Raw genomic sequence first — 24,446 nt, 5'->3', positions numbered from 1 at the left:
GACTTCCCACGGTCGCCGCCACGGCGGTCGGAGGCGCCCGCCGATCCGGCCGCGGCCGGATCGGGGCTCAGGCGCCGCGCCAGCCGACCATGTCGTCGACCAGGTCGACCGCCTCGTCGGCCTCCTCGCGGGTGACCCGGCCGGCGTACTTCGCGCGCTCGCGGACGGCCGCGACCTGTGCGGCCCGTTCGTCGGCGCCGACGGCGGCGAGATACTGCCGCGGGGTCTCCTCGGGGCGGCGCGGGCGATGGCGCTCGCCGAGGACGTACTCCAGGCGATCGAAGGCCCGTTCGGCGTCGGTGACAGGGTCTTTCGTCGGCTGATAGCGCAGCCACACCGCCCGGTAGATCCGGCCGGTGACGCCCGTCCACCGGAGCGCGACGACCGCGCCGACGAGGACGATAGTCGCCAGCGCCGCCTCCGCGCGGGTGGGCGGCCGGCCGTCGAACGGCCCGGCCGCGCCGTCGTCGCCGCCCTCGCCGCTATCGCCCTCGTCGCCCCCGGGCGCGTTGGTCGGCGGGCGCGTGACCGCGGGACCCGAGGCGGTCACGTTGCCAGTTGGGCCGCCGCCGGGACGGGTGATCCGGTCGGGGACGGTGACCTGCCCCGGAGCTTCCTGAACGGGCTGTTCCGCTCGCGGGGTGAGCGGCGCGGGCGTGGCCGTCGGCGTCGGCGTCCACTCGCCGCTCCCGGTCTCGTTCGTGTCCACGTCGGTGCGGTTGTTCTCGCGGGCCTCGACGAGTTCGCCCTGCTCGGCGGCCTGTCTCGGGCCGGCCGGCGTCGGGTCGAAGCGCACCCAGCCCGCGTCGGGGAAGTACACCTCGACCCAGGCGTGGGCGTCGTAGCCGCGGACGACCCACTCGTCCTCGGCGACGCGCTCGCCGGGCGTGTAGCCGACGGCCATCCGCGCCGGGATATCCTGGGTCCGGAGCATGGTTACCATCGCCGTCGCGAAGTAGGTGCAGTAGCCGGCGTCCATCTCGAAGAGGAACTCGTTGGCGACGTTCCCGCGGGGTCGCTGCACGTCCAGCGAGTAGTTCTTGTTGTTCTCCAGCCACCGCTCGACGACCCGAGCGGTCGCGTAGGGGCTGTCGGCGCGAGCGGTGATCCGCTCGGTCCGCTCGGCGACGCGGTCGGGCGTGCTCGACGGCAGCCGCGTGAACCGCTCGGCGACGGCCGAGGGGTAGTCGGTGCCGGCCGACCGCAGGTCGCGCGCGCTCGCGACGGGGACGCGGCTGGTGACGCTGTAGCGCTCGCCGCGCTCCAGCGACCCGTCGATTTCGAGGCCGTCGAGGTCCGTCACGCGCGCTCGGTCGGACACGCTCGCGCCGACCTCGACGGGTTTCCAGGCCGCGGGCAGGACGCTGATCTCGTCGATCGCGGTGTAGGTCTGGTCGACCGTCCGACTCTGGCCCGGCGGCCCCTGAATGCGGCCGTTGTAGGCGTAGCTGCTCCCGGTACGGATCCAGCCGTCACCGGTGTAGCGGTCGTAGCTGCCGATCTGCCAGTACGACTCCGTGTCGCTCTCGACGCGGAACCGCACCTCCGGCGACAGCGAGAGGTTGCCCGCGATGCCCAGCTGGCTGTCGGCCTCGACGAGGTTCGCCTCGACGGTGCCGCCGTCCGGGCCGCCGGTCTGGAAGCTCGACCAGGTGTCGGCGGTCCGCGAGGGGCCGGCGGGCACGACCGGTGCGACAGCGGAGAGGAGGATGAGCGCCGCCAGCAGGACCGCCAGCGGCTCGGCCGCTCGCAGGGAGTCGCCACGGCGGTCCATGTCGCCGACCGCGACCGCGACGATGCCGCCGACGACGCCGACGAGCGTCGTCACGTTCGAGGCGTCGCCGGTCAACACGAGAAAGCCCAGCGTCGCCCCGCCGGCGACGACGCCGCCGACGTAGCGCCGGCGCACGGCGAGATACCACGTCAGGAAGAGCGGGCCGGGCGCGACGCCGAGCACCCACAGGTCGACGTTGGTCACCTGCAGCAGCGAGCGGCCGGTCATCAGCGCGACCGCGTCGGTCACGAGCGGGACCAGCGGCGGCTGGCGCGGCAGGCTGACGATGTACAGCGTCAGTCCGGTCGCCAGCAGTCCGACCGCGACGACCGCCGCCCACCGCAGCCGCAGCGACCGGGCGAGCAGCGTCGCCGCCCCCAGCGTCGCCCCCCCGAGGATCACGAACACCAGGGGTTCGCCCGTCACGTCGATGAACCGGTAGAAGACGGAGCCGTACGCCGCGATCAGCAGGCTGATCCCGCCGAGCGCGACGGCCCTGACCGGGTCGACGTCGTCGAGATCGAACGCGGCGTCGGCCGCGCGCGTCTCGGTGCTCACGACCCGACCCCCCGAGGGGACAGCGGGTTCTCCCGGCTGGCCGTGATCGCCTCGAAGTCGCGCTCGTCGGCGCCGAAGGCGAGGGTGACGCCGTCGGCGTCGCTCCGGACCACCACGTCGGCGTCGGCGAGCACGTCGTCGTCGAGGGCGTACGTCTGGAACGGCGAGGTGAAGTCGGTGTCCGTCTCGGCGAGCGCGGCGAGCAGCCGCTGGCGGTGGCCGTCGCCCCGGCCCAGCCGGACGTGGGCGTCGGGGAGCCGGAGTTCGACGGCCAGGCCGGCGTCCAGCGCCATGACGGCGACGCTGGCGACCGCCGCCGCCATCCCGTCGATCGACCCGGCGTCACCGACCGCCGCGACGGTGATGTCGTCGTCCTCGACGCGGTTGTCGGCGAACTCGGTGACGTAGATCTCGTCGGGCGATTTGGCCGTCGACTTCCAGTGGACGTCCCGCAGCGGGTCGCCCGGCGCGTACTCGCGGATGGAGTCGAACTCCTGGCGCTCGACCTCCGAGCGCTCGAGGACGTGCCGGAGGATGGCCTCACGGCCGGCCATCTGGTACACCGGCGGGTAGACGAGCACGCGCGTCGTCGACCCGGCCTGGGTAGCCCGCTCGACCAGCCCCAGCATGTCCCGGACCCGGACCTCCAGGGGACCCAGCGTGTGCCGACCTCGCTCGACACAGGTCAGCGAGTAGGCGAACGTCGTCGGCAGCGACGCCTCGGCGCTGGCGCCGTCGGCGTCGAGCCCCTCGGGGACCGTCTCCTCGATCTCGGCGACGCCGCCGCCGTCGACGTCGACGGTCACCTCGCGGCTGTCGCCGGGGAAGCCCGCCGGGACGCGGTCGCGTTCGGCCGTCGGCGCCGGCGTGCGCCACAGCTGGACCGCCGAGGCCAACAGGACCACGACGGCGGGCGCGGCGATGGCGTTGAGCGCCCGGGCGCCGTAGGTGATCGCCAGCGCCTCCGCGAGGACGACCACGCCCAGGACGCCGTAGCCTCTGCGTGTCAGCCGCATCACTCGACGCGGACGGATTCGAGCGCGTTCTCGACGACGGCCCGCGGCGTCGTCTCGTCCGTACTCGTCCGGATGCGATGCGGGAAGACGACCTCGGCCTCGGTCTGGACGTCGTCCGGGATGACGTAGTCCCGTCCCTCCAGGATCGCCCGTCCCTGGGCCGCGCGCAACACGGCGAGGCCGCCCCGCGGACTCACGCCGAGTTCGGCGTGACGGCGGGTGAACTGCGACAGGCGCGTCACGTACGCGCGGACGCTCTCCTCGACGGTGACGTTCGCGGCCGTCTCGCGGGCGCGCCGCAGGTCGTCCAGCGTCGCCACCGACGTGAGTTCGTCGATGGGATGGTGGCCGACCATCCGGTCCAGCATCTCCGTCTCCTCGTCGCGACCCGGGTAGCCCAGCTGTAGCTTCTTCATGAACCGGTCGAGTTCGGCCATCGGCAGCTCGTAGGTGCGGTCGCGCTCGACGGTGTTCTGGGTCGCGATGACCGTGAACGGGTGGGGCAACGAGTGGGTCTCGCCGTCGACGGTCACCTGGTCTTCCTCCATGGCCTCAAGCAGCGCCGACTGGGTCTTGGGCGGCGCGCGGTTGATCTCGTCGCCGAGGACGACGTTGGCGAAGACGGGCCCCGGCCGGAACTCGAAGGTCTCGGTCTGCTGGTTGTAGACGTTGACGCCGGTCACGTCCGAGGGCAGCAGGTCGGGCGTGAACTGGACGCGCTTGAACGAGCCGTCGAACGACCGGGAGACGGCCCTGGCGAGCATCGTCTTGCCGACGCCCGGCACGTCCTCCAGCAGGATGTGCCCGCGCCCGAGCAGGGCGGTGAGGATGTGCTCGATCTCGCCGTGGTGGCCGACGATCACCTGTTCGACGTTGTCGACGACCCGCGAGACCACCGTCTGGGCGTCGTCTACGTCTTCGACCGTGCTCTCCTGGCGACCGGAGACTGGAGTGTCTGTATCTGTCATTGGTGGCTACGGCTCCGACGCGCCGCCGAGCGCGGAACGCGACGGCGACTGGGGGGAGTGGGACAGCATCCCACGGGACGTTCGGTGTCGTGCCTTACGGCCGGAGATAAGTAACGTTTGTTCCCCATCTTTTTCCACCGGGGGGTTTTCTCGGCGCGCAGAGCGCGCCTGTGGAGACCCCCCCAGTCCAAAAACAGGGGTGAAAAAGGCCGGCCGACTCGCTCGTTGCGTTCGCTCGCGGCCGGTGAACCGACGCCGCAGGCGCCGAATGCGCAGTGTAACTGAGAATGGGAGCGGTGCGGTCGGCGCGCGCTGTCGCGGTCTCGTGGCGCGACGTAGTCGCGCGAGGGACGAGTAGCGCAGCGTGCGAGCAGCGAGGGACCGGAGCTCCCTCGGGCCATGCGGGCGACCCGAGCGTCGCCCGCAGACATCGCAAGAGGCTGGGGAGGTACGAGGTCGTCTGCGAGAGCCCTCGTCAACGCGAACGGGAGCGGAGCGACCCGTGAGCGAGCGCGCCGAGGGCGTTTAGCGCTCACCGTCGACTGCGGCCGTTCCCGTACGAGTTCCGTCCGAACCGACCCTCGCAGAAACCACCGATCGGCGAGCACATCGAACCGAACGCGGTCCCGTACCGATCCGAATCCTGAAGACCTGGGGTGGCCAACCCATCGGTCAATGCACGTCAGTATCGTGGGCAGCGGCTACGTCGGGACGACGGTCGCCGCCTGCTTGGCCGACCTGGGGCACGACGTGACGAACGTCGACGTCGACGAGGATATCGTCGCCGCGATCAACGACGGCGAATCGCCGATCCACGAGCCCGGTCTCGCCGACCTCGTGGCCGAGCACGCCGGCGACACCCTCCGGGCGACCACCGACTACGACGCCGTCCGCGAGACGGACGTGACCTTCCTCGCGCTGCCGACCCCCTCCGAGGCCGACGGCGCCATCGACCTGGCCTACATGGAGGCCGGCGCGACCTCGCTCGGCGAGGCGCTGGCCGAGAAAGAGGGCGACCACCTCGTCGTCGTCAAGAGCACCGTCGTCCCCGGCTCCACCGAGGAGGTCGTCACACCGGCTATCGAGGAGGCCTCGGGCGAGACCGCCGGCGAGGGGTTCCACGTCGCGATGAACCCCGAGTTCCTCCGGATGGGCACCGCCGTCGAGGACTTCCTCGACCCCCAGAAGGTCGTCTTCGGCGCCCGCGAACCCGCGGCCTACGACACGCTCGGCGACGTGTTCGCGCCGCTCGTCGAGGAGAGCGACGCCGCCGTCGTCGAGACCGGCCTCCGCGAGGCCGAGATGATCAAGTACGCCAACAACGGCTTCCTCGCCGCGAAAGTCTCGCTGATCAACGACATCGGGAACATCTGCAAGGAGTTCGACGTCGACGCCTACGAGGTCGCCGACGCCATCGCCTTGGACGACCGTATCGGCGGGAGATTCCTGCGGTCAGGGATCGGTTACGGCGGGAGCTGCTTTCCGAAGGACGTAAACGCGATCATCGCTGCCGCCCGCGACGCGGGCTACGAGCCCCCGATGCTCGAAGCCACGGTCGAGGTGAACGACCTCCAGCCCGAGCGCCTGCTCGGGCTGCTGGACGAGCGGGCGGACGTGGCCGGCGAGCGCGTCGCCGTCCTCGGACTCTCGTTCAAGCCCGGGACCGACGACGTTCGGAAGACGCGGGCGGTGCCGGTCATCGAGGGACTGCAGGAGCGCGGTGCGGAGGTGGTCGCCTACGACCCCGTGGCGACCGAGAGCTTCGCCGAGCACTACCCCGATATCGAGGTCGAGTACGCCGACAGCGCTGCGGAAGCGCTGGACGGCGCCCGCGCCGCGGTCGCGGTCACCGACTGGGACGAGTTCGCCGCGCTCGATTCGGAGTTCGACGCGATGGCGACCCCGCTGGTCCTCGACGGGCGCCACATCGTCGAACGGCGCGACGGCATCGAGTACGTCGGGCTGACGTGGTGAGCGCCGTCGTTCACCGAGCTTTGCCGTCGCCGTTCGCGGTGGCTACTTTTCGCTCCCGTCGCGTTCGACCCGGCGGTCGACGACGAACACGAGCGCGGCCACCGCGATACCGACGACCAGCACTCGCGGGTCCGAGGTGACGTAGAGACTCGGCGTCGGCGGCCGCCACCACGTGACCGGGAACAGCCACGGTCCCGCGCGCCCGTCGGCGTACACTCGAAGTCCGTCGAGGACCAGCGATAGCGAGCCGCCCGCAAGAAGGAACGCGAACGCCCGGCGCCTGTATCGAGAACCGAACGCCAGCGCGATGGCGCCCGCGATCAGGACGACGCCGCCCAGCGTGCTCACCGCGCCCCAGGTGAACGGGAGCCCGAGCGCGCGCTCGACCGCCATCGAGTCGACCACGAGATCGACTTTCACCAGGTCCGGGATCGCGCCGCCGCACATCCCCACGGCGACCCGCGGCGGCGTGATCCGGTCGACCCGCCAGCTCGCGACCGTCAGGACCACGTAGGCCGCGAGGACGTGCGTCAGCAGGTCAGCCATCGGCGCGCACCTCGCGCTCGTCCGATCGCACCTCGAAGGTCATCGATCGCCAGTCCACCCGCCACCGGCGGAAAAACACCCCGAGGACGAGCAGCGCGCCGACCGCCGAGGCGGCGTACTTGTACCCCTTCGACCCGCCCGCGGGATTGACGACCGCGACGGTCGACGCGTCGATGGCTCGCCCCTCGCGGAGGGTGCCGTACACCTGAACGACCCCGCCGGGCCGGACGCGCTCGGCGAACCCGTGGACGGTCAGCCCGAAACTCCCCTCGTCAGAGTCGACCCGCATCGTCGCCCGGTCGGCGGCCGCGTCGACCCGCTGGACCGTCCCGAACAGCAGCGTGTCCTCGCCCACGTACCTCCCGTAGTCGGTGGCGAGGTCCTCGGTCTCGGGGTACGGGCTGTGCGCCGGCGAAGCCGCGTCGTAGTGGACGCAGAGCCCCCCGAGGACGCCAACGAGCGCGACCACGCCGACCAGTCGGACCAGCGGATGCACGCTCCCGTCTCGCGAGGCCGACGCCAAAACGGTTTCGCGGCGAGGCCGGCCGCCCCGGGACCACCCGCTCCGGGACCGCCGACGCACTTCGACGGAGGTATATCGCGACCGCGTCTCACCTCCCCCATGCGCCAGTTCGTCGTCCTCGGCCACGACGCGCCGACGACCCCCGACTTCTCGCTCGACGACATCGCCGGCGGCGCCGGCCGCCTCGACGTGCTCTGTCGCTGCGTCACCGCCGCCTTCTTCCTCTCGCACGACATTCGCGACGCCGTCCGCGTCCACCTCGTCCTCGCCGACGAGCTCACCGTCACCTTCGACGGCCGCGAGCTGCGCCGGCTCAACCCCGACGAGCGCTCGACCGCCGCCCTCGTCCGCGGCGCGCTCGACGAGCGCCAGGAGGCCATCGGCCACCAGCCCGTCGAGACCTCCCCCGGCGTCTCGCTCACCCGCCGGGGCTTCGAACCGACGCTCGACGCCGCCGCCCGCGACGGCACCGTCGTCCAGCTCCACGAGGACGGCGACCCCGTCGTCGACGCCGAGCCGCCGAGCGACCCCGTCTTCGTCCTCTCGGACCACCGCGATTTCACCGACCGGGAGGCCGACCTGCTGGCCGACACGGCCGACCGGCGGGTGCGGCTCGGTCCCGAGGCGCTGCACGCCGACCACGCGATCACCGTCGCGCACAACTACCTCGACACCGACGGCTTCACCGAGTACTGAGCCGTCCGTCGGGTGAGACCGGCCCCGGTCGCCGTCCCGGGATGAGCGCGCTTCGGAACTGTTAAAAACGGCCGGCGTCTCCGTACAAGTGCTACCAGCACGGGCCGGTGGGGTAGCTTGGTATCCTTCGGCCTTCGGGTGGCCGTAACCGCGATTCGAATTCGCGCCGGCCCACTTTTCCACCCTCTCACTCCCGGAGCGGCGGCCGCGTCCGTCGCACGTCCCGGCGCAGTACACGACCAGTTGGGCGGGAACGTTTAGGGGGATGGCCTCGAATAGTTCTGACATGAACGTACTCGTCGTCGGCGGGAGCGGATTCGTCGGGACGCATCTGAGCGAGGAACTGGTCGAGCGGGGACACGACGTGACGGTGCTCTCGCGGAGTCCCGACGGCGAGGGGCTGCCGGCGGCCGTGGAGACGTACGCGGGCGACGTGACCGACTACGACAGCATCGAGGGCGCCTTCGAGGGGAAAGACGCGGTCGTCTACCTCGTGGCGCTGTCGCCGCTGTTCAAGCCGAAGGGGGGCGACGAGATGCACGACCGCGTCCACCGCGGCGGGGCGGAGAACTGCCTGCGCGCCGCGGAGGAACACGGCGTCGAGCGGTTCGTCCACCAGAGCGCGCTGGGCGCCGATTCCGACGGGCCGACCCACTACCTGCGGGCGAAGGGGCGAGCGGAGGAACTCGTCCGCGATTCGGACCGCGAGTGGGTGATCTTCCGGCCGTCGATCATCTTCGGTGAGGGCGGGGAGTTCGTCGAGTTCACCAAGAAGCTAAAGTCGTGGTTCGCGCCGGGCGTGCCGGTGTACCCGCTGCCCGGCGGGGGGAAACAGACGCGTTTCCAGCCCATCTGGGTCGGAGAGTTCGTTCCGATGATAGCCGACGCCGTCGGACCGAGTCCGACGAGCAATCGGAACTCGGAGAGTTCCGATGACGCGGTCGAAGGCGACGACCACGTCGGCGAGACCTACGAGATCGGCGGCCCGGACGTGCTGACGCTCCGTGAGGTGACCGAACTCGTCTACGACTCGGAGGGCAAATCCGTCTCCATCGTCCCCCTGCCGATGGCGCTGGCGAACGTCGGGCTCACCGTGCTCGGGAGCGTCGGGTTCCCGATGGGCAGGGATCAGGTCCGGTCGTTGCGGCTGGACAACACGACCGACCGCAACGACGTGGGCGCCTTCGGCGCCGACGCGTCGGAGCTGACGACGTTCCGATCGTATCTGGGCCTCGCCTGAGAGGCGAGTTCGCCCGAGTATCGACGCGCTACGCGACAGTATCGACCGCTTTCCTGCCGACCGCCGGTGACGTGTGTCCACTTCAATCACGGATCGGGGCCGGCTATCGTTCGATACCCGCCTCACCGCGGAAAGAACAGCTTATCAGCGCGCAGTCTCGCGGTTTCGCCGCGATCAGTTACTCACGTGACAATTTCAGGTTCGATACCCGGACAAAAAGCTTATATCCGCGTTGGGATTGTTTATTTCTCAACGGTAACGGCAGCTATGAAACTGGCGATGATCGGCTTCGGGCAGGCCGGCGGGAAGATCGTCGACAAGTTCCTCGAATACGACGAGGCAACGCAGAGCGGGATCGTCCGCTCTGCAGTCGCGGTCAACACAGCGAAAGCGGACCTGCTCGGGCTAGAACGGATTCCGGAGGAGAATCGAGTACTGATCGGTCAGGCGCGCGTGAAAGGTCACGGCGTCGGGGCCGACAACGAGCTCGGCGCGGAGATCGCCGAGGAAGACATCGACGAGGTGCAGGGGGCCATCGACAACATCCCCGTCCACGAGATCGACGCGTTCATGATCGTGGCGGGGCTCGGTGGCGGAACCGGTTCCGGCGGTTCGCCGGTCCTCGCGAAGCATCTCAAGCGGATCTACACCGAGCCGGTGTACGGCCTCGGCGTGTTGCCCGGCGGCGACGAAGGGGGCATCTACACGCTCAACGCCGCGCGGTCGTTCCAGACGTTCGTCCGCGAGGTCGACAACCTGCTCGTGTTCGACAACGACGCCTGGCGCAAGTCCGGCGAGTCGATGGAGGGCGGTTACGAGCAGATCAACGACGAGATCGTCCGGCGGTTCGGCGTGCTGTTCGGCGCCGGCGAGGTCGGCTCCGGCGACGAGGTCGCCGAGTCGGTCGTCGACTCGTCGGAGATCATCAACACGCTCTCGGGCGGCGGCGTCTCCACCGTGGGGTACGCCGCCGAGACCGTCGAGGAGCAGGATTCGGGCGGGTTGCTCTCGCGGTTCAAGGGCGACGACGACGGCCTCGACGACAGCGGGATGGACACCGCCAACACCACCAACCGGATCACGTCGCTGGTCCGGAAGGCGGCGCTGGGGCGGCTGACCCTGCCCTGCGAGATCGACGGCGCCGAGCGGGCGCTGCTCGTGATGAGCGGTCCGTCGAACCACCTCAACCGGAAAGGCATCGAACGCGGTCGCAAGTGGCTCGAGGAGCAGACCGGTTCGATGGAGGTCCGCGGCGGGGACTACCCCGTCCGCGAGAACAACGTGGCGGCGTCGATCCTGCTGTCGGGCGTCCACAACGTCCCGCGGATCAAGGAGCTACAGCAGGTCGCCATCGAGGCTCAGGACAACATCGACGACATCCGGCAGCAAAGCGAAGAGAACTTAGAGGAGTTGGTGGAAGATGACGAAGATGAGCTGGATCCGCTCTTCTAAGAGCGCCGCTCTGGTCGCATTGCTCGCCCTCTCGCTCGTTGCAGTGGGGACAGCCGGGGCTATCTCGGTTTCTCCGGGGGAGGTTCCCGACGAGTCGCAGGTCGGCGAGACGGTGACGACGACGGTGACCGTCGAGGACCCGTTCGTCGACATGAACGACCAGTGGGCGCTCCGGGGGAGTACCGAACTCACCAACGTCAGCTGGACGGTGACCGTCCTCCAGCAAGGCGAGGAGGTCGACCAGGCGAGCTACGGTGAACAGTCGTTCGAACAGGCGCTCAACGCCAGTAACGGCGGAGACACCGTGGAGATCGAGCTCACCGGTGACACCCCCGCGATAGAGAACTACACGTATGAGCCCGTCGAGACGTACACGCTCTACGACTTCGACACGGTTCAGGGGAGCTCGACGAGCGACCTGAACGAGACCTCCGTTCACCACTACACGAACGCGAGCAAGGACGCCCGAGAGGCCATCGACGACGCGAACGCCGCGATCAACGAGAGCGGCGGGAACGACCAGGCCGAGGAGCAGCGCGACCGGGCTATCTCCGCCTACGAGAACGGGAACTTCGGCAACGCCGAGTCGCTGGCCGGCGACGCCCAGTCCCAGGCCGAACAGGCCCAGCAGTCCGCCCAGCGCAACCAGACCATCCTGATGGGCGTCGGTGCGCTCGTGGTTCTGGCCCTGATCGGCGGCGGGATCTACTACTGGCGCTCCAACCAGGACGAACCGACGAAGCTGCAGTAGATGCGCGTCGTCGTCCCGTTCGCTCCCGAGCGGCCCAAGACCCGCCTCGCACCGGTCCTCGGCGAGGCCGAGCGGGCCGCCTTCGCGCGGGCGATGCTGGGCGACGTGCTCTCCGTTCTCTCGACGCTTGACCGTGAGCGCGCCGTCTCGGTCGACCCGCTCGTCCTCTCGACGGCACCGATCGACTGCGAGGTCTCGGTCGCCGTCGACGACCGGCCGCTCACCAGCGCCGTGAACGACCGCCTGCCCGCGAGCGGCGGCGACGACCCGGTCGCGGTCGTCATGGCGGACCTGGCGCTCGCCACGCCCGAGGCGCTCGCGCGGCTGTTCGGGCCCGACGCGGACGTGGTGGTCGCGCCCGGCCGCGGCGGCGGGACGAACGCCCTCGTCGTGCGGGACCCGGCGTTCCGCGTCGACTACCACGGCGCGTCGGTTCGGGACCACCGACGGATCGCGCGGGACGCCGACCTGTCGCTCGCACACGTCGACTCGTTCCGGCTCGCGGCGGACGTCGACGAGCCGGCCGATCTCGTCGAGGTGTTGCTCCACGGCGAGGGCGAGGCGCCCGCGTGGCTGGCCGAGGCGGGGGTTTCGGTCGTCGCGGCCGACGGCCGGGTCGATGTCGAACGGAGTTCGGGCTGATCCCGAACGAAATTCGGACAACGGTTTTCATGCGGTGAGACAACGTTTCACACGCACGGGCCGATCCCGTGCCGACGGGTCACGTCCCGCGCCGGCACCCGGACCGTGTCGCCAGTGTCGCTCCCACTCTCGCCTGGGACACGGTCGGCCGTCTCGCGGCCGGCGGCCCGCCGGGCCCGCCGTCGGCCGTCCATTGTTCACCGCGGTTCGGCGGGCCCTTCCCCCCGCTGGCCCCCCGTCGCCCGCGCGTTCGGCGGCGGTCCGCCCGGCGTCGACGGGTCGCGACGGGCCGAGGTCCACCGCGGCCCCGCACGCGCGTCTCCGGGAGCGTCAACGCTTTGCCGGTCGGACGTGGACGGGGGAGTGTGATCCCCGGCGCCGACGAGTACGACGTGGCCGTCGACCCCGACCCCGCGGCCGTCGAGCGCCTGCTCGCGGTCGCCCCCGGCGACGTGACGGCGGCCGACGAACTCACCTTCGCCCGCAACGTGTTCGTCCCGCTGACGACCGCCTGCCGGTACACCTGCACCTACTGCACCTACTACGACCCGCCCGGCCAGGCCGAACTCATGTCCCCCGAGGACGTGCGCGAGGTCGTCCGCCGCGGCGCCGACGCCGGCTGTACGGAGGCGCTCTTTACCTTCGGCGACGACCCCGACGACCGCTACACCGCTATCCACGACCAGCTCGCCGAGTGGGGCCACGACTCCGTCCACACCTACCTCCGGGAGGTCTGCGAGATCGCCTTAGAGGAGGGGCTGCTCCCCCACGCCAACCCCGGCGACCAGACGCGCGAGCAGTTGGCCACCGTCGCCGACGTCAACGCCAGCATGGGCGTGATGCTCGAGACCACCGCCGACGTGCAGGCCCACGGCGGGCCTCGGGCCAAGTCGCCGGGCCAGCGCCTGCACACCATCCGGACCGCCGGCGAGCTCGGGGTCCCGTTCACGACGGGCATCCTCGTCGGCATCGGCGAGGACTGGGCGGACCGCGCCGAGAGCCTGCTGGCCATCCGGGAGTTGCACGAGCGCTACGACCACGTCCAGGAGGTGATCGTCCAGCCCGTCCGGGAGAACGAGCGCTGGACGGACGGCTCGCCCGGCGTCGAGACGCTTCGCCGCGCGGTCGCGATGGCTCGCTCCGCCCTCCCGGAGGAGGTGTCGGTACAGGTTCCCCCCAACCTCGCGCCCGTCCGCGACGTGATAGAGTGCGGCGTCGACGACCTCGGCGGCGTCTCTCCGGTCACCGACGACCACATCAACCCCGAGTACGAGTGGCCCGCACTGCGCGAACTCGAAGACATCGCCGAGTACGCTGGCGTCCCGCTCACCGAGCGGCTCCCGGTCTACGAGCGATTCCTTCCCGCCGAGCGCCGGTCGGCGGGGGTCGAGCCGGCCGCCCCGCCCGCCGAGGCCGACCGCTGGGTCTCCGCGCGGATCGCCGACGCCATCGGCGCGGACGACGACGCCGGGCGGCGCTATCGGTCGGTGCTGTCGGGCGAGGCCGCGGACTGAAAGCCGCCCCTCGCCCGGTGAAGGGAACGCCCACGCCGGTGAACGGGACGCCCACGCCGGTGAGTCGGGAGCGACGACCGGGACCGTTTTGCCGATACTGCCCCGAAGTCGAGGTATGCGCGTCTACCGCGGGCGGGGGGACTCCATCGAAGCCGACCGCGCGGTCTCCGACCGAGTCGTCGAGCGCGTCGCCGCCGACCGCGAGCCCGCGGTGCGGGTCTGGCGGCCCCACCCGCAGGTCGCGTTCGGTCGCCGCGACGCTCGCGTCGAGGGGTACGACCGCGCTCGCGAACTCGCCGACGAGCGCGGGTTTCCGCCGGTCGAGCGCGAAGTCGGCGGCCGCGCCGTCGCCTACACGGGGGCGACGGTCGCGTTCGCGCGCGTGACGCCGGTAGCGGACTCGCGCTCGGGACTCCGGGTTCGCTACGACGCGGCGACGGCCGACCTGCTCGACGCCCTGGGTTCGCTGGGCGCCGACGCTCGCGAGGGCGAACCCCCCGACTCGTTCTGCCCGGGGACCCATTCGGTCCGGGCCGACTGCGGCGGGCGGTCGCGGAAGCTCGCCGGCCTGGCCCAGCGGGTGCGCGCCGACGCGGCCGTCGTCGCGGGCGTGCTGGTCGTCCGCGACCACGCGGCGATAGCGTCGGTGCTCGACCCGGTCTACGCGGCGCTGGACGTACCGTTCGACCCCGGGACGGTCGGGAGTGTCGCGCGGGCGGGCGGCCGGACCGATCCGGACGCGGTCGTCGATGCGGTCGCGGGGGCGCTCGTCGGCGACGCGGCGGGGGACGCGTCGGTCCAACGGGTGGGCTAAGCTCCGCTTACCGTCGAATGCGTGCCAGTCGGCCTGCAGAAAACCACGGAACTTAGGGTACCGGGCGTTCGAGGTGGGGTATGCTGTTCCGGAACGCGACGCTCGCGGACGGCCAGCGGCGGGACGTCCGCGTGTCGGGCGAGACGGTCGCCGCGGTCGGGGAGGATCTGGGTGTCCGGGAGGACGAGCGGACGGTCGACGCGACCGGGAAACGCCTGCTCCCGGGGATGATCGACGCCCACGTTCACTTTCGCGAGCCCGGCGACTCGCACAAGGAAGACTGGACGACGGGCTCGGCCAGCGCCGCCGCCGGCGGCGTCACCACCGTCGTCGACCAGCCCAACACCTCGCCGCCGACCGTCGACGGCGACGCCTTCGACGAGAAGGCCGCCCTCGCGGCGGACTCGCTGGTCGACTTCGGCCTCAACGGCGGCGTCACCGCCGACTGGGACCCCGACTCCCTGCTCGACCGCGACGCCTTCGCGCTGGGCGAGGTCTTCCTCGCCGACTCGACGGGCAACATGGGCGTCGAGGAGCCGCTCTTTCTCGACGCGCTCGCCGAGGCCGACGCCCGCGACGTGACCGTCACCGTCCACGCCGAGGACGCGAGCCTGTTCAACGTCTCCGCCCGGGAGCGCGACGACGCCGACGCCTGGAGCGCCTACCGCACCGCCCGCGCCGAGGCCGCCGCCGTCGGGCGAGCCTGCGAGGTCGCCGCCGAGCGCGATACCACCATCCACGTCGCCCACACCTCGACGCCGCGGGGTATCGACATCGCCGCCGAGACGGGGATGACCTGCGAGGTCACCCCCCACCACATGTACCTCTCGCGCAACGACCTGCGCGAGCTGGGCACCCACGGCCGGATGAACCCGCCGCTGCGCCGCGAGAAGCGCCGCCAGCGCGTCTACGACCGCGTCGTCGACGGCACCGTCGATATGGTCGCGACCGACCACGCGCCCCACACCGCCGCGGAGAAAGACGCCGAGATCTGGGACGCTCCATCAGGAGTGCCCGGCGTCGAGACGGTCCTCCCCATGCTGCTCGCCGACGCCCGCACCGGCGACCTGACCTACGAGCGCGTCCGCGACCTGACCGCCGCCAACCCCGCCGACGTGTTCGACCTCTCGTCGAAGGGCCGGGTCGCCGAGGGCATGGACGCCGACCTCGTACTGGTCGACCCCGGGACGACCCACCCGATCCGCGCCGACCGCCTGCACACCAAGTGCGACTGGACGCCCTTCGAGGGCCGCGAGGCCGTCTTCCCCGAACTCACGCTGGTTCGGGGCTCGGTCGTCTACGAACGAGACGCCGACGACCGCCCCGGCGGGTCGAGCGAGTCGTTCGGCGACGCCGTCGGGCGGAACGTCCGCAGCGCGACCGGCGCCTCCGACGAGCGCGGGTCGGCGGAAGACCGGCTCGCCCGCGGCGAGGGGACCGAGTCGATCGCCGACCTCGCCGCCGAGGTCGTCGAGGAGCGCCCCGACGACGACCGTCGCTGACCGCCCCCTTTCTCTCCCGACCGTCGCTCAGACCGCTCACTCACGGACGTCGAGTCGGGACTGCGGCACCGGCCGGACGACGCCGTAGACGAACCGGTAGCACAGCAGGCCGGCACCCATCCCCGCGAGTCCGGCGCTTACGACAGTCAGAACGACCAGGCTCGTCGCGAGGACGACGAGACCGACCGCGACCGCGGCGGCGACGACGCCGACGACGGCCGCGGCGTATCGCTGCCAGTCGTCCCAGCCGAACAGGTCGTGCTCGTCGGTGTACGTGACGGCGACCGTCGCGACCGCCGCCGCGAGCGCGACCCACCACGCCTCGCGCAGGCCCGCGACGCCGACGTTCAGGGCGCCGAGCGCGATCCAGACGACTCCCATGCCGCCTTCGAAGAGGACCACGCGTCGGGCGGCGTCCATGCTCGGCGATCCGTCGGGGCGAGTGAAAAACGTTCAGTCGTCGTCGACGGCGTCGGCGGCGGTGGCCTCGAAGTGGTGGCCGCAGTCGGGACACTCCACCTCGTCGTGGCGCAGCGCCGCGGAGTGCTCGCGGACCTCGCGCATCACCTCCGAGATCTCGTCTTCGGCTTCCAGTTCCTCCTCGACGGAGAGTTCGACGCCCTCGACCTCCAGCAGGAACTTCGCGACCTCGGTCGCCTCGTACATCACGTCGTCGAGTTCCTCGGCGGTGAAGAAGTCGCACATCGCCCCGTAGAGGAACGTCGCGCCGGCCTTGCGGACCTTCTCCTCGAAGGACGCTCTCGCTTGATTGACCGCCTGGGGCGTGTACGTGTCGGTCATAAAGGGGACGAGTTCGGGCAGGTTCTCGCCGATCTTCGTCATCTCGACGCCGGTCTCGGTGCGGAAGTCGGCACAGAGCCGGGCGATGGCCCACTCGCGGGCCGTGATGTAGGTGCGGTCGCGCAGGAAGTCGTTGGCGCGGTCGTAGGTGCCGCCGTCGATCTTCTTGAAGCGGTCGTACTTGGCCACGTCCGGCGGCAGATCCGGGTCGGGAGCCGCCGGCCCGGGATCGGTCGGCTCCGGTGTGTCCGTCGACTCCGACGCGTCGGCCGGGTCGGTGTCGGCGTCGGTCGACTGTGCGTCGGTGGTCTCGTCCGGCGACTCGGCGTCCCCCTCGGTCGACGCCGCGTCGAGCCCGTCGCCCTCGCCCGCTTCGGGTCCGTCGGTCATGCTCACCTCTGTGTCGGCGGCCCGAAAAAGCGTGTCGGCGTCGCCGCCGCCCGGCGGGACCGACGTTCCCCTCGGTTTCGTTAAAAGAATAGTTATAAACTACGGCTGAAAAGTGGTGTGTAGGAACGTACCATGGCCAACACGACCTATCTCGTGAGCATGGTGTCGATGGGACTGCTCGGGGTCGGGGTCGTCCTGTTCGTCCTGCGGTCGCGCCCGTGGCGCCACTACGTCCCGCGGACCGCCTACGACCTCGCCGCCGGCGAGCGACCGACCTCGGGACTGGCCGGCCTCGCCGGCCGGACGGGCACGTGGACGGTCGCCTACGTCGCGCTCGTGCTCGGGTTCATGTTCGGCGCGATGGCCTACGCCGGCGGTATGATCACCGGCCCGCTGGTCATCGGCGCGGTCGTCGCCCTGGTCGCCAGTTTCCTCGTCGCCGGCGTCTACTTCGCGATGCGCGACAACGGCCGCCCGAGCGCGCAGGCGGCCGCGGGCAGCGCCGTCGCGACCGGCCTGCTCGCCGTCCTCGCGATCACCGTCGTCCTCGTCACGACCGGGTAGCCGGATGGCCCACTCCACGCGCACCCGAGGACGATCCTGGCCGACCGGGGCGGGACTGCTGGCCGCGGCCGTCGCGTTGGAGGGCGTCCTCGTCGTCGGCTACTTCCTCGCCACGCCGGGGACCGTCACCGTCCCGCGCTACGTCCTCTATCCGTTCGTCTGGATCAACGTCGCCCTCGTCGCCGCCTATCGAACCCCGCTCCCGTCGGCGCCGCCGCGCCGGCACCTCCTCGCGGGCGCGCTCGCCGCCGGCTACTTCCTGCTGCTCGCCAACTGGGCCGGCCTGGTAGGGCTGACCGTCGGCGGCCATCACCCGATCCCCGAGGGGATCCTGGGCGTGAGCGTCGGCGCCGGCTCGCCCGGGTGGGGACGGGTCCGCCTGATCACCGAGACCGTCTACGTCTCCGTCGTCCCCTACCGCGTGATCGGCTATCTGGGGCTCACCTACCTCGTCTACGCCGCGCTCGTCGACGCCAGCGGCGTCGTCGCCTCGGGGACGCTCGGGTTCGTCTCCTGTCTCAGCTGTTCGTTCCCCATCTTCGCCTCCGCGGTCACGGGCGTCCTCGGCGGCTGGGTCACGCTCATGTCGACCGCTATCGCCTACTCCGTCGACATCTCGACGGTCGCCTTCCTCGCGTCGGTGGCGCTCCTGTACTGGCGACCGGGGTTCCCAGCACTCCCCGGTGGACGCGACGAGGCGGAGACGTGACAGCAGTCAGAGACGGACGCGGAGCCGTGCCTCAGGGCCCGCTGGGAACGCTCGGCGGTTCGCAGTCGGAGGTGGTGTTCGCGTCGTCGATCAGGATGGCCGTCCGGAACGAGCAGTCGTAGACGGTGGTCGAGTCGCGGGGGATCCGCAGCGCGTCGCCGGTCACGGGGTTGGCGAGGACGAGCTGGACCCGCGACTCGACGGTCGTGCGCTCGCCGTTGCGGACGTGGCTGGTGAACCACTCGTCGACGCGGTCGTTGTCCATCGTCACCGCGAAGGCGACCTCCCGCGTCTCGTTCGGCTGGATCAACAGCGGTGACTCGGTGTTGCGCGCCGAGAGCGACCCGCCGTCGGCCTCGAACGTCGGGATGTCGTTGAGGTCGATGCCGACGCCGATCCCCTCCGGCGAGCCCGGCACGGGCACGTCGCCGGGGTTGTGGACCCGCAAGTGGAAGACGACCGTCGTCCGGTCGGCGGTCACGTTCCCCCACGTTGCCCACCCGCGTTCGATCTCGTAGCCGACGGTGAGGGTGCTGGCCTCGCTCAGGCCGGCGTCCTCCAGTATCGAATCGGACGCCTGGCTCGCGCCGACCGAGCGCGTGTAGGTGCCGCTGGTCCGGTTGGCCGAGGCCGACAGCGAGTCGATGACCGGCGTCGACTCGGTCAGCATCGTCCGGTTCCGGCGGACGTCGTAGGTCACCGGGATCGGCGTGTTCACCCGGAGCGTCGCGTTGGCGTCGACGGTGACCGTCTCGTTCGCCCGGACGTACCTGACCCACCAGTCGGCGAGGTGGTCGTTCAGCACGTCCGTCCGTAGCTGCTCGGTGCTGTTGCCCCTCGGAACGGTGATGTTCGACTTCGTCCCCGCCGCGAGCAACACGTCGTTGAGTGAGATGTCGTAGTCGGCGGTGACGGTGTCCCCCAGCGAGACGCCGACGGGGTTGGGGTTGTCGACCCAGACCGTCGTGACGACCTCGGTGCGCTCGTCGGTGACTTCGCCCCAGTCGCCGCGGTCGACCAGCCCCGCGGCCGGCGCGCCGACGATCCCCAGCAGGTACAGCAGGACGAACAGCCCGACCAGCGCGCCCAGCCCGGTCGCGATCCGCCGCGGCCAGGTGCTGACGAGCGCGCCGAGCCGCGCCCGCGTCCTCGCGACGGTCGTCAGCTCCGAGTCGGTCACGGTCGCCGCGTCGGACAGATCGTCGGGGTCGGTCCCGCCCGCGGACCCCCCGCCGCCCGCACCGCCTGGCCCGTCCTCTGACATGAGTGAGAGGACTCACCGCGTCGACCGCATAAACGATACCGGTCCGGCCCGTCGGCGCCGGGCCCCGGTCAGAGGATGGAGTAGGCCGCGGCGGTCGTCAGCGCGAGCGCGACGAACAGCCCGCCGAGGAACAGGTAGGTGACCGACCGAGGCTCCCACCGGAGGTGCATGTAGTAGGTGGCGACGAACGTCGCCTTGACGAACGACAGGGCGAGGATGACGCCGAACGCGGTCCAGTAAGTCCCGGGCGCGTCGAAGTCGACCAGTCCCGTCCGCTCGACGAGCGCCTGCGTCGTCGACAGGGCCATCAGTACCACGAATATGCCGGTGTACAGTTTGAATCGTGACATGGTTTTACAGGATGTAAAAGAGCGGGAACAGGAACAGCCAGACGATGTCGACGAAGTGCCAGTACAGGCCGAAGTACTCCAGGCTGGAGTCGTCGTCGAGGTACGCGCCCCGCCAGGCCCGCGGGATCATGTACAGCAGCATGACCAGCCCGACGATGACGTGGGCGCCGTGGAGCCCGGTGGTGAGGTAGAAGGTAGAGGAGGCGACGTTCGTCCCGACCGCCCAGCCGTTGGGGAACGCTTCCGTCGAGATGTGGAACAGGTGCTGCCACTCCATGCCCTTGTTGATCAGGAAGCCGACGCCGAGCAGCCACGTCACGGTGAGGCTGGCAACGACGCCCCGGCTGGAGTTTCTGTGGGCGGCGACCAGCGAGAGCACGACCGCGAAACTGCTCGCCAGCAGCAGGTACGTGTTGACCAGCCCGGGGAACGTGACGTGGGCCTCCGGGATGAACGCGTGGTGCCAGTGCATCCAGCCGTTGGCGACCCGCAGGAACAGGTACGAACCGACGAACCCGCCGAACAGGACCACGTCAGAGGCCAGGAACGTCCACATCCCCAGCTTCATGTTCTCGACCCCGCCGAACGGCCACTGTTCCGCGACGGTCGGCTCCGGGACGTAGAACGATTCGTTAGCGAAGCCGACGAAGCCGACCGCGCTCAAGACGGCGCCGACGGCCGTGAGGCCCGGATAGACGCCGCCGCTCCGGATCCCCGAGACCCCGAGGAAGGTGAGGAAGCCGGCGAAGCAGACGACGAACGGCCAGAAGCTCGCGTGGTCGGCGTGGCGCTCCTCGCCGTGGGTCGTCGCGGTGCCCGCCGCGGCCGGCGTCGCGGTCCCCGTGCCGCCGACGAGGCCGGTCCCGCCGCCGGCGGTGGCGCCCTCCGTGCGGACGCTCCCGCCGTCGGACCGTGGGCCCGACGAGGTTTCGCTCGCTCCGCTCGCGACACCGCCGTCGGACCGCGGGGATACCGAGACGACGGGCTTGCCGTCGCCGCTGCCGTCCGCGGTCAGTTCGGGCTCGTCGCGGAAGGAGAGTTCGCCGCTCGCGTAGCTGGGTTTCCCGGGGAAGTTCTCCAGCGGCGGCGGCGAGGAGACGGCCCACTCCGCGGTGGTCGAGTACTCCCAGGGGTTGTCGCCGACCTCCTCGCCGACGGCCATGCTCTTGAAGAGGTTGTAGAACATGACGAGGAACGAAGCCCCGAGGACGAACCCGCCGATCGAGGCGACCTGGTGCCAGCTCGTCAGGCCGGGCGCGTAGTCGAACACCCGGCGGGGGGTCTCCCAGGCGACGAACAGCGGGAAATAGAGGAGGTTGAACCCGACGAAGTACAGCGCGAAGTGGAGCTTTCCGAGGGTCTCGTCGTACATCCGCCCGGTCATCTTCGGGAACCAGTAGTAGACGCCGGCGAACAGGCCGGTCGCGCCGCCGACCATCACGTAGTGGAAGTGCGCGACCACCCAGTAGGTGCCCCGGAACTCGTAGTCGAGCACGACCGCGCCGAGGAAGACGCCGGTGATCCCGCCGATGATGAACAGGATGAGCGCCCCGAGCGAGAAGAGGAAGGGGGTGGTGAAGCGGATGCGGCCCTTGATCATCGTGTAGATCAGCGAGAAGACCATCAGGTCGAACGGCAGCGAGATGCCGATGGTCGTGACCATGAACAGGGTCTTGATCTCCAGGTTGATCCCGGTCAGGAACATGTGATGCATCCAGACGACGAAGCTCTGCAGCGCGACGAGCACCATCGCGAGGACGAACCACTTGCGGCCGACGATGCGCTGGCCGGTGAACGTCTGGAAGCACTCGGCCATGATCCCCAGCGCGGGGAAGAAGACGATGTACACCTCGGGGTGGCCGAAGAACCAGAACAGGTGGGTCCACAGCAGCGTCCCGCCCTCCGCGGAGAAGTAGGTCACGCCGAAGAGGTGCTCGGCGGCGAGGATCATCAGCGCCGCCAGCAGCGCCGCGAAGGCAAAGAGCATCATCCACACCGTCAGGAGAATCGACATCGAGAACATCGGCAGGTCGCGCATCCGCAGCCCCTCGGCGCGCATGCGGTACATCGTCGTCAGGAAGTTGACCGACCCCATCGTCACCGCGGCGATGAACATGATCAGCGCCAGCACGACCGTCGTCCCGCCGATGTTGGGCATGTAGGTGGGGAGATTGAGCGGCGCGTACATCGTCCAGCCGCCGTCGAACGTGCCGCCCTGGAAGAAGGAAGCGATGAACAGGAGTCCCGAAAAGAGGTACGCCCAGTAGCTCATCGCGTTGAGCCGCGGGAAGGCGAGGTCGTCGGCGCCGATCTGGAGGGGGACGAGGTAGTTGGCGAAGCCGAAGGCGAACGGCGAGATGAACCAGAACACCATCAGCAGGCCGTGGGCGGAGACGGCCTGGTTGTACGCGCCGGCGCTGAGGACGCCCGCGCCGGGGCTCCACAGCTGGACGCGCATCAGCATCGCGAGCACGCCGCCGAGGACGAGGAAGAAGAGGGCGGTGATCGTGTAGAGGATGCCGATGTCCTTGTGATTGGTCGTGACGAACCACCGCTTGACCGAACTCATCGGCGGGAACTCGTGGCCGCCGGCCTCGCCGTGGCTCACGGCGCACCTCCCGCCCGTACGGGGGCGAGCGCGCCCGGCGTTCCGTCGCTCGCGGTCGCGGTTCCGTTACTCGCCGCCTCGCTTTCGGCGCTCGCGTTCGCCGGCTCCGTGGTCGCGTACCACTCGTCGAAGGCCGACTCGTTCATCGCCTCGACCTGCGCGGTCATGCCGGAGTGGCCCTCGCCGCAGATCTCGTAGCAGTTGGCCTGGTACCGACCGGGTTCCTCGGCGACGAACCACGCGTTCGTCGTCTGGCCGGGGATCGCGTCGGCCTTCGCGCGCAACTCCGGTATGCCGAAGTTGTGGAACACGTCCTGCGACGTCACCGAGAGGTTGACCACCGTGTCCGTCGGGACGCGGAGCGTGCTCGCCTGGGCGCCGTTGGGGTAGGTGAACTGCCAGCCGAAGCGGAACCCGTCGACCGCCACCGTCATCACGTCACCCCCGTTCTGCTGGACTTCCGTCGGCTTGCCCTCGACGTACAACAGCGACGCGTACGTCCAGATCACCAGCGAGAGGACGATGAACGCGCTGATGCCGAACGAGAGGAACAGCTTCTTGCCCTTGCCCCCGCCCTCCGGGAGTTCGCCGACCTCCGGCCGGTCCGCGTCGGGCGCGGGGTCCTCGTCCTCGCGATAGCGGTACTTGTAGGCGTTGTACAGCGTGTAGGAGATGACGACGACCCCGACCAGCGTCCCCAGTCCGAGGAAGGCGACGAAGATGCTTTCGAACACCTCCGCCGGCGCCCGGATGCCGCTGGCCCCCGCCAGGACGGTGTCGCCGGCCACCGCGCCACCAACATCTACCATATTCGATCACCAACGACCCACCCGGTCTTATCGTTTGGGGCGTGTTGACACGCACCTTTTAGTGCGCCGAACCGGTTCGGGCCCTGCTATATCCGCCGGGAGTTTTTTGCCGGTTCGAGTGGTACGTGATGGCATGGCAGACACACGGGAGTTGGAGGAGCGGGGGGTCGAGGGGGAGGAGTTCGACGACCCGACAGTGGTCGACGACGACTTCGACCGGCTGTTCGGTATCGTCGCGGACGGCGTCGTCGGGGCGGCGGGGGGGCTCGTCGGGACGGCGCTGATGACGGTCGTCCTGCTCATCGGCGAGAGCTTCGGCGTGTTCACGCGCGCGTCGTTCGCGACGGTCACCGAGATGGTCGGTCTGGAAGGCCTGTTCCCGCCGGTGACCGCCGGGTACGTGCTGTTCGTCCTCGCGGGGATGTTCCCCTGGCCGCTACTGTTCGCCTCGCTCAAGGACTACCTGCCGGGCGGCCGCGACCCCGTCCACGGGATCTACTTCGGGACCGCGCTGTGGACCGGGTTCGTCTTCGCGTTCTACGACGGCTACGCCGGCCTCGCGCTGGTCGGCTACCTCGCCGTCACGCTCGTCGCCCACTGGGTCTACGGGATCGGTCTCGGCGCTGTCTTCGAGTACCTCTCGACGCGTCCCGACACGCTCGTCTGAGCGCGCGAACGGGCGCCGCAGGACCGATGCGGACGCGTCGACCGCGAAACCGTCGCTTTTGTCCCCCGGGTCCGTAGCTCCGCCATGGACAGGGATCAGATCCTCGAACTCGTCGCGCACTACCTCGTCATCGTCGTCATCGTCACGGTCGTCCTCGGCGTCGTCCGCGCCGCCGTCGGCGAACTCGGGTTCTGGCTGGAACTCGCCGTCGTCGTCGTCATCGTCGCGGTGTATCGCCCGGTCGTCAAGGCCATCGGCATGGAACCGAGCGCCTGGAACCGCGGCGAGTAAACGGCGGCTCTCGGGGTCGCGCG

24 protein-coding genes and 1 tRNA gene are annotated in these 24,446 nt (G+C 70.2%); 14 read left to right on the top strand and 11 right to left on the bottom strand.

Annotation, left to right across the window (positions count from 1 at the left end):
- Positions 1–67: 67 nt before the first annotated feature.
- From HZS55_RS07140 to HZS55_RS07130, 3 genes are read right to left on the bottom strand one after another with little or no spacing between them, the layout of a single operon-like run.
- On the bottom strand, positions 68–2,332 hold the full coding sequence (locus tag HZS55_RS07140) for a transglutaminase TgpA family protein (RefSeq protein ID WP_179911011.1): 2,265 nt from the start codon (positions 2,330–2,332) through the stop codon (positions 68–70).
- The gene (locus HZS55_RS07135) at positions 2,329–3,348 is read right to left on the bottom strand and encodes a DUF58 domain-containing protein (protein ID WP_179911010.1); all 1,020 of its coding nucleotides are present in this window, start codon (positions 3,346–3,348) and stop codon (positions 2,329–2,331) included. Before HZS55_RS07135 ends, HZS55_RS07140 begins: the two co-directional genes overlap by 4 nt.
- Positions 3,348–4,316 carry an AAA family ATPase gene (locus HZS55_RS07130; RefSeq protein WP_179911009.1) on the bottom strand — a complete coding sequence of 323 codons (969 nt, stop codon included), beginning with the start codon at positions 4,314–4,316 and terminating at the stop codon, positions 3,348–3,350. The genes HZS55_RS07135 and HZS55_RS07130 overlap by 1 nt, the downstream gene beginning before the upstream one ends.
- Before the next feature lie 675 nt (positions 4,317–4,991).
- On the opposite strand from HZS55_RS07130, the gene aglM reads away from it, so the two are divergent.
- Positions 4,992–6,290, top strand: coding sequence for a UDP-glucose 6-dehydrogenase AglM (aglM, locus tag HZS55_RS07125; RefSeq protein WP_179911008.1), 1,299 nt, complete (start codon positions 4,992–4,994; stop codon positions 6,288–6,290).
- 42 nt (positions 6,291–6,332) lie between these two features.
- Here aglM and HZS55_RS07120 read toward each other — a convergent pair whose 3' ends face one another.
- Positions 6,333–6,836: a hypothetical protein gene (locus tag HZS55_RS07120; protein WP_179911007.1), complete on the bottom strand. Its 504-nt coding sequence runs from the start codon at positions 6,834–6,836 to the stop codon at positions 6,333–6,335.
- Entirely contained in the window at positions 6,829–7,332 is a 504-nt protein-coding gene (locus HZS55_RS07115) for a hypothetical protein (protein ID WP_179911006.1), read from the bottom strand. The genes HZS55_RS07120 and HZS55_RS07115 overlap by 8 nt, the downstream gene beginning before the upstream one ends.
- Positions 7,333–7,458: 126 nt before the next feature.
- Here HZS55_RS07115 and trmY point away from each other — a divergent pair, with 126 nt between their 5' ends.
- From trmY to HZS55_RS07070, 9 genes are all read left to right on the top strand, one after another.
- Positions 7,459–8,055, top strand: a complete 597-nt coding sequence (gene trmY, locus HZS55_RS07110) for a tRNA (pseudouridine(54)-N(1))-methyltransferase TrmY (RefSeq protein ID WP_179911005.1) — start codon at positions 7,459–7,461, stop codon at positions 8,053–8,055.
- A gap of 101 nt (positions 8,056–8,156) precedes the next feature.
- Positions 8,157–8,229: transfer RNA gene (locus HZS55_RS07105), tRNA-Pro, on the top strand.
- Positions 8,230–8,341: 112 nt separating this feature from the next.
- Positions 8,342–9,295 (top strand): complex I NDUFA9 subunit family protein, encoded by a 954-nt coding sequence (locus HZS55_RS07100; RefSeq protein ID WP_179911004.1) that lies wholly within the window; start codon positions 8,342–8,344, stop codon positions 9,293–9,295.
- A 267-nt stretch (positions 9,296–9,562) separates the two neighbouring features.
- Positions 9,563–10,747, top strand: a complete 1,185-nt coding sequence (locus HZS55_RS07095; protein WP_179911003.1) for a tubulin/FtsZ family protein — start codon at positions 9,563–9,565, stop codon at positions 10,745–10,747.
- Positions 10,725–11,498 (top strand): hypothetical protein, encoded by a 774-nt coding sequence (locus HZS55_RS07090; protein ID WP_179911002.1) that lies wholly within the window; start codon positions 10,725–10,727, stop codon positions 11,496–11,498. The genes HZS55_RS07095 and HZS55_RS07090 overlap by 23 nt, the downstream gene beginning before the upstream one ends.
- A complete protein-coding gene (gene cofC, locus HZS55_RS07085) occupies positions 11,499–12,140 on the top strand; it encodes a 2-phospho-L-lactate guanylyltransferase (protein ID WP_179911001.1) in 642 nt (213 codons plus the stop codon).
- 365 nt (positions 12,141–12,505) lie between these two features.
- A complete protein-coding gene (cofG, locus tag HZS55_RS07080; protein ID WP_179911000.1) occupies positions 12,506–13,654 on the top strand; it encodes a 7,8-didemethyl-8-hydroxy-5-deazariboflavin synthase subunit CofG in 1,149 nt (382 codons plus the stop codon).
- Positions 13,655–13,769: 115 nt separating this feature from the next.
- Entirely contained in the window at positions 13,770–14,468 is a 699-nt protein-coding gene (locus HZS55_RS07075; protein WP_179910999.1) for a lipoate--protein ligase family protein, read from the top strand.
- Between the two features lie 80 nt (positions 14,469–14,548).
- Positions 14,549–15,970, top strand: coding sequence for a dihydroorotase (locus tag HZS55_RS07070; protein ID WP_179910998.1), 1,422 nt, complete (start codon positions 14,549–14,551; stop codon positions 15,968–15,970).
- A 36-nt stretch (positions 15,971–16,006) separates the two neighbouring features.
- Here the strand turns inward: HZS55_RS07070 and HZS55_RS07065 are convergent, their stop codons facing one another.
- Together HZS55_RS07065 and HZS55_RS07060 are read right to left on the bottom strand one after the other, a co-directional pair.
- The gene (locus tag HZS55_RS07065; RefSeq protein ID WP_179910997.1) at positions 16,007–16,390 is read right to left on the bottom strand and encodes a hypothetical protein; all 384 of its coding nucleotides are present in this window, start codon (positions 16,388–16,390) and stop codon (positions 16,007–16,009) included.
- Positions 16,391–16,423: 33 nt separating this feature from the next.
- A complete protein-coding gene (locus HZS55_RS07060) occupies positions 16,424–17,161 on the bottom strand; it encodes a DUF5806 family protein (RefSeq protein ID WP_179910996.1) in 738 nt (245 codons plus the stop codon).
- A gap of 132 nt (positions 17,162–17,293) precedes the next feature.
- On the opposite strand from HZS55_RS07060, the gene HZS55_RS07055 reads away from it, so the two are divergent.
- Positions 17,294–17,725, top strand: a complete 432-nt coding sequence (locus HZS55_RS07055; protein ID WP_179910995.1) for a hypothetical protein — start codon at positions 17,294–17,296, stop codon at positions 17,723–17,725.
- A gap of 4 nt (positions 17,726–17,729) precedes the next feature.
- Positions 17,730–18,434, top strand: coding sequence for a DUF7546 family protein (locus tag HZS55_RS07050; protein WP_179910994.1), 705 nt, complete (start codon positions 17,730–17,732; stop codon positions 18,432–18,434).
- A 31-nt stretch (positions 18,435–18,465) separates the two neighbouring features.
- On the opposite strand, the gene HZS55_RS07045 is transcribed toward HZS55_RS07050, so the two are convergent.
- From HZS55_RS07045 to coxB, 4 genes are all read right to left on the bottom strand, one after another.
- On the bottom strand, positions 18,466–19,698 hold the full coding sequence (locus HZS55_RS07045; RefSeq protein ID WP_179910993.1) for an LEA type 2 family protein: 1,233 nt from the start codon (positions 19,696–19,698) through the stop codon (positions 18,466–18,468).
- 68 nt (positions 19,699–19,766) lie between these two features.
- Entirely contained in the window at positions 19,767–20,048 is a 282-nt protein-coding gene (locus HZS55_RS07040) for a cytochrome C oxidase subunit IV family protein (protein WP_179910992.1), read from the bottom strand.
- Positions 20,049–20,052: 4 nt separating this feature from the next.
- Entirely contained in the window at positions 20,053–22,617 is a 2,565-nt protein-coding gene (locus tag HZS55_RS07035; RefSeq protein ID WP_179911815.1) for a cbb3-type cytochrome c oxidase subunit I, read from the bottom strand.
- A 35-nt stretch (positions 22,618–22,652) separates the two neighbouring features.
- Positions 22,653–23,465, bottom strand: coding sequence for a cytochrome c oxidase subunit II (gene coxB, locus HZS55_RS07030; protein ID WP_246308378.1), 813 nt, complete (start codon positions 23,463–23,465; stop codon positions 22,653–22,655).
- A 133-nt stretch (positions 23,466–23,598) separates the two neighbouring features.
- Between coxB and HZS55_RS07025 the strand changes: the two genes are divergently transcribed.
- Positions 23,599–24,132: a DUF6789 family protein gene (locus tag HZS55_RS07025; RefSeq protein ID WP_179910991.1), complete on the top strand. Its 534-nt coding sequence runs from the start codon at positions 23,599–23,601 to the stop codon at positions 24,130–24,132.
- Between the two features lie 84 nt (positions 24,133–24,216).
- On the top strand, positions 24,217–24,423 hold the full coding sequence (locus HZS55_RS07020) for a hypothetical protein (RefSeq protein WP_179910990.1): 207 nt from the start codon (positions 24,217–24,219) through the stop codon (positions 24,421–24,423).
- Positions 24,424–24,446 lie beyond the last annotated feature (23 nt).

Source organism: Halosimplex rubrum (assembly GCF_013415885.1).
GTDB lineage: Archaea > Halobacteriota > Halobacteria > Halobacteriales > Haloarculaceae > Halosimplex > Halosimplex rubrum.
The sequence above is the reverse complement of the archived record's forward strand: the minus strand, read 5'-3'. Positions and strand labels throughout refer to the sequence as shown.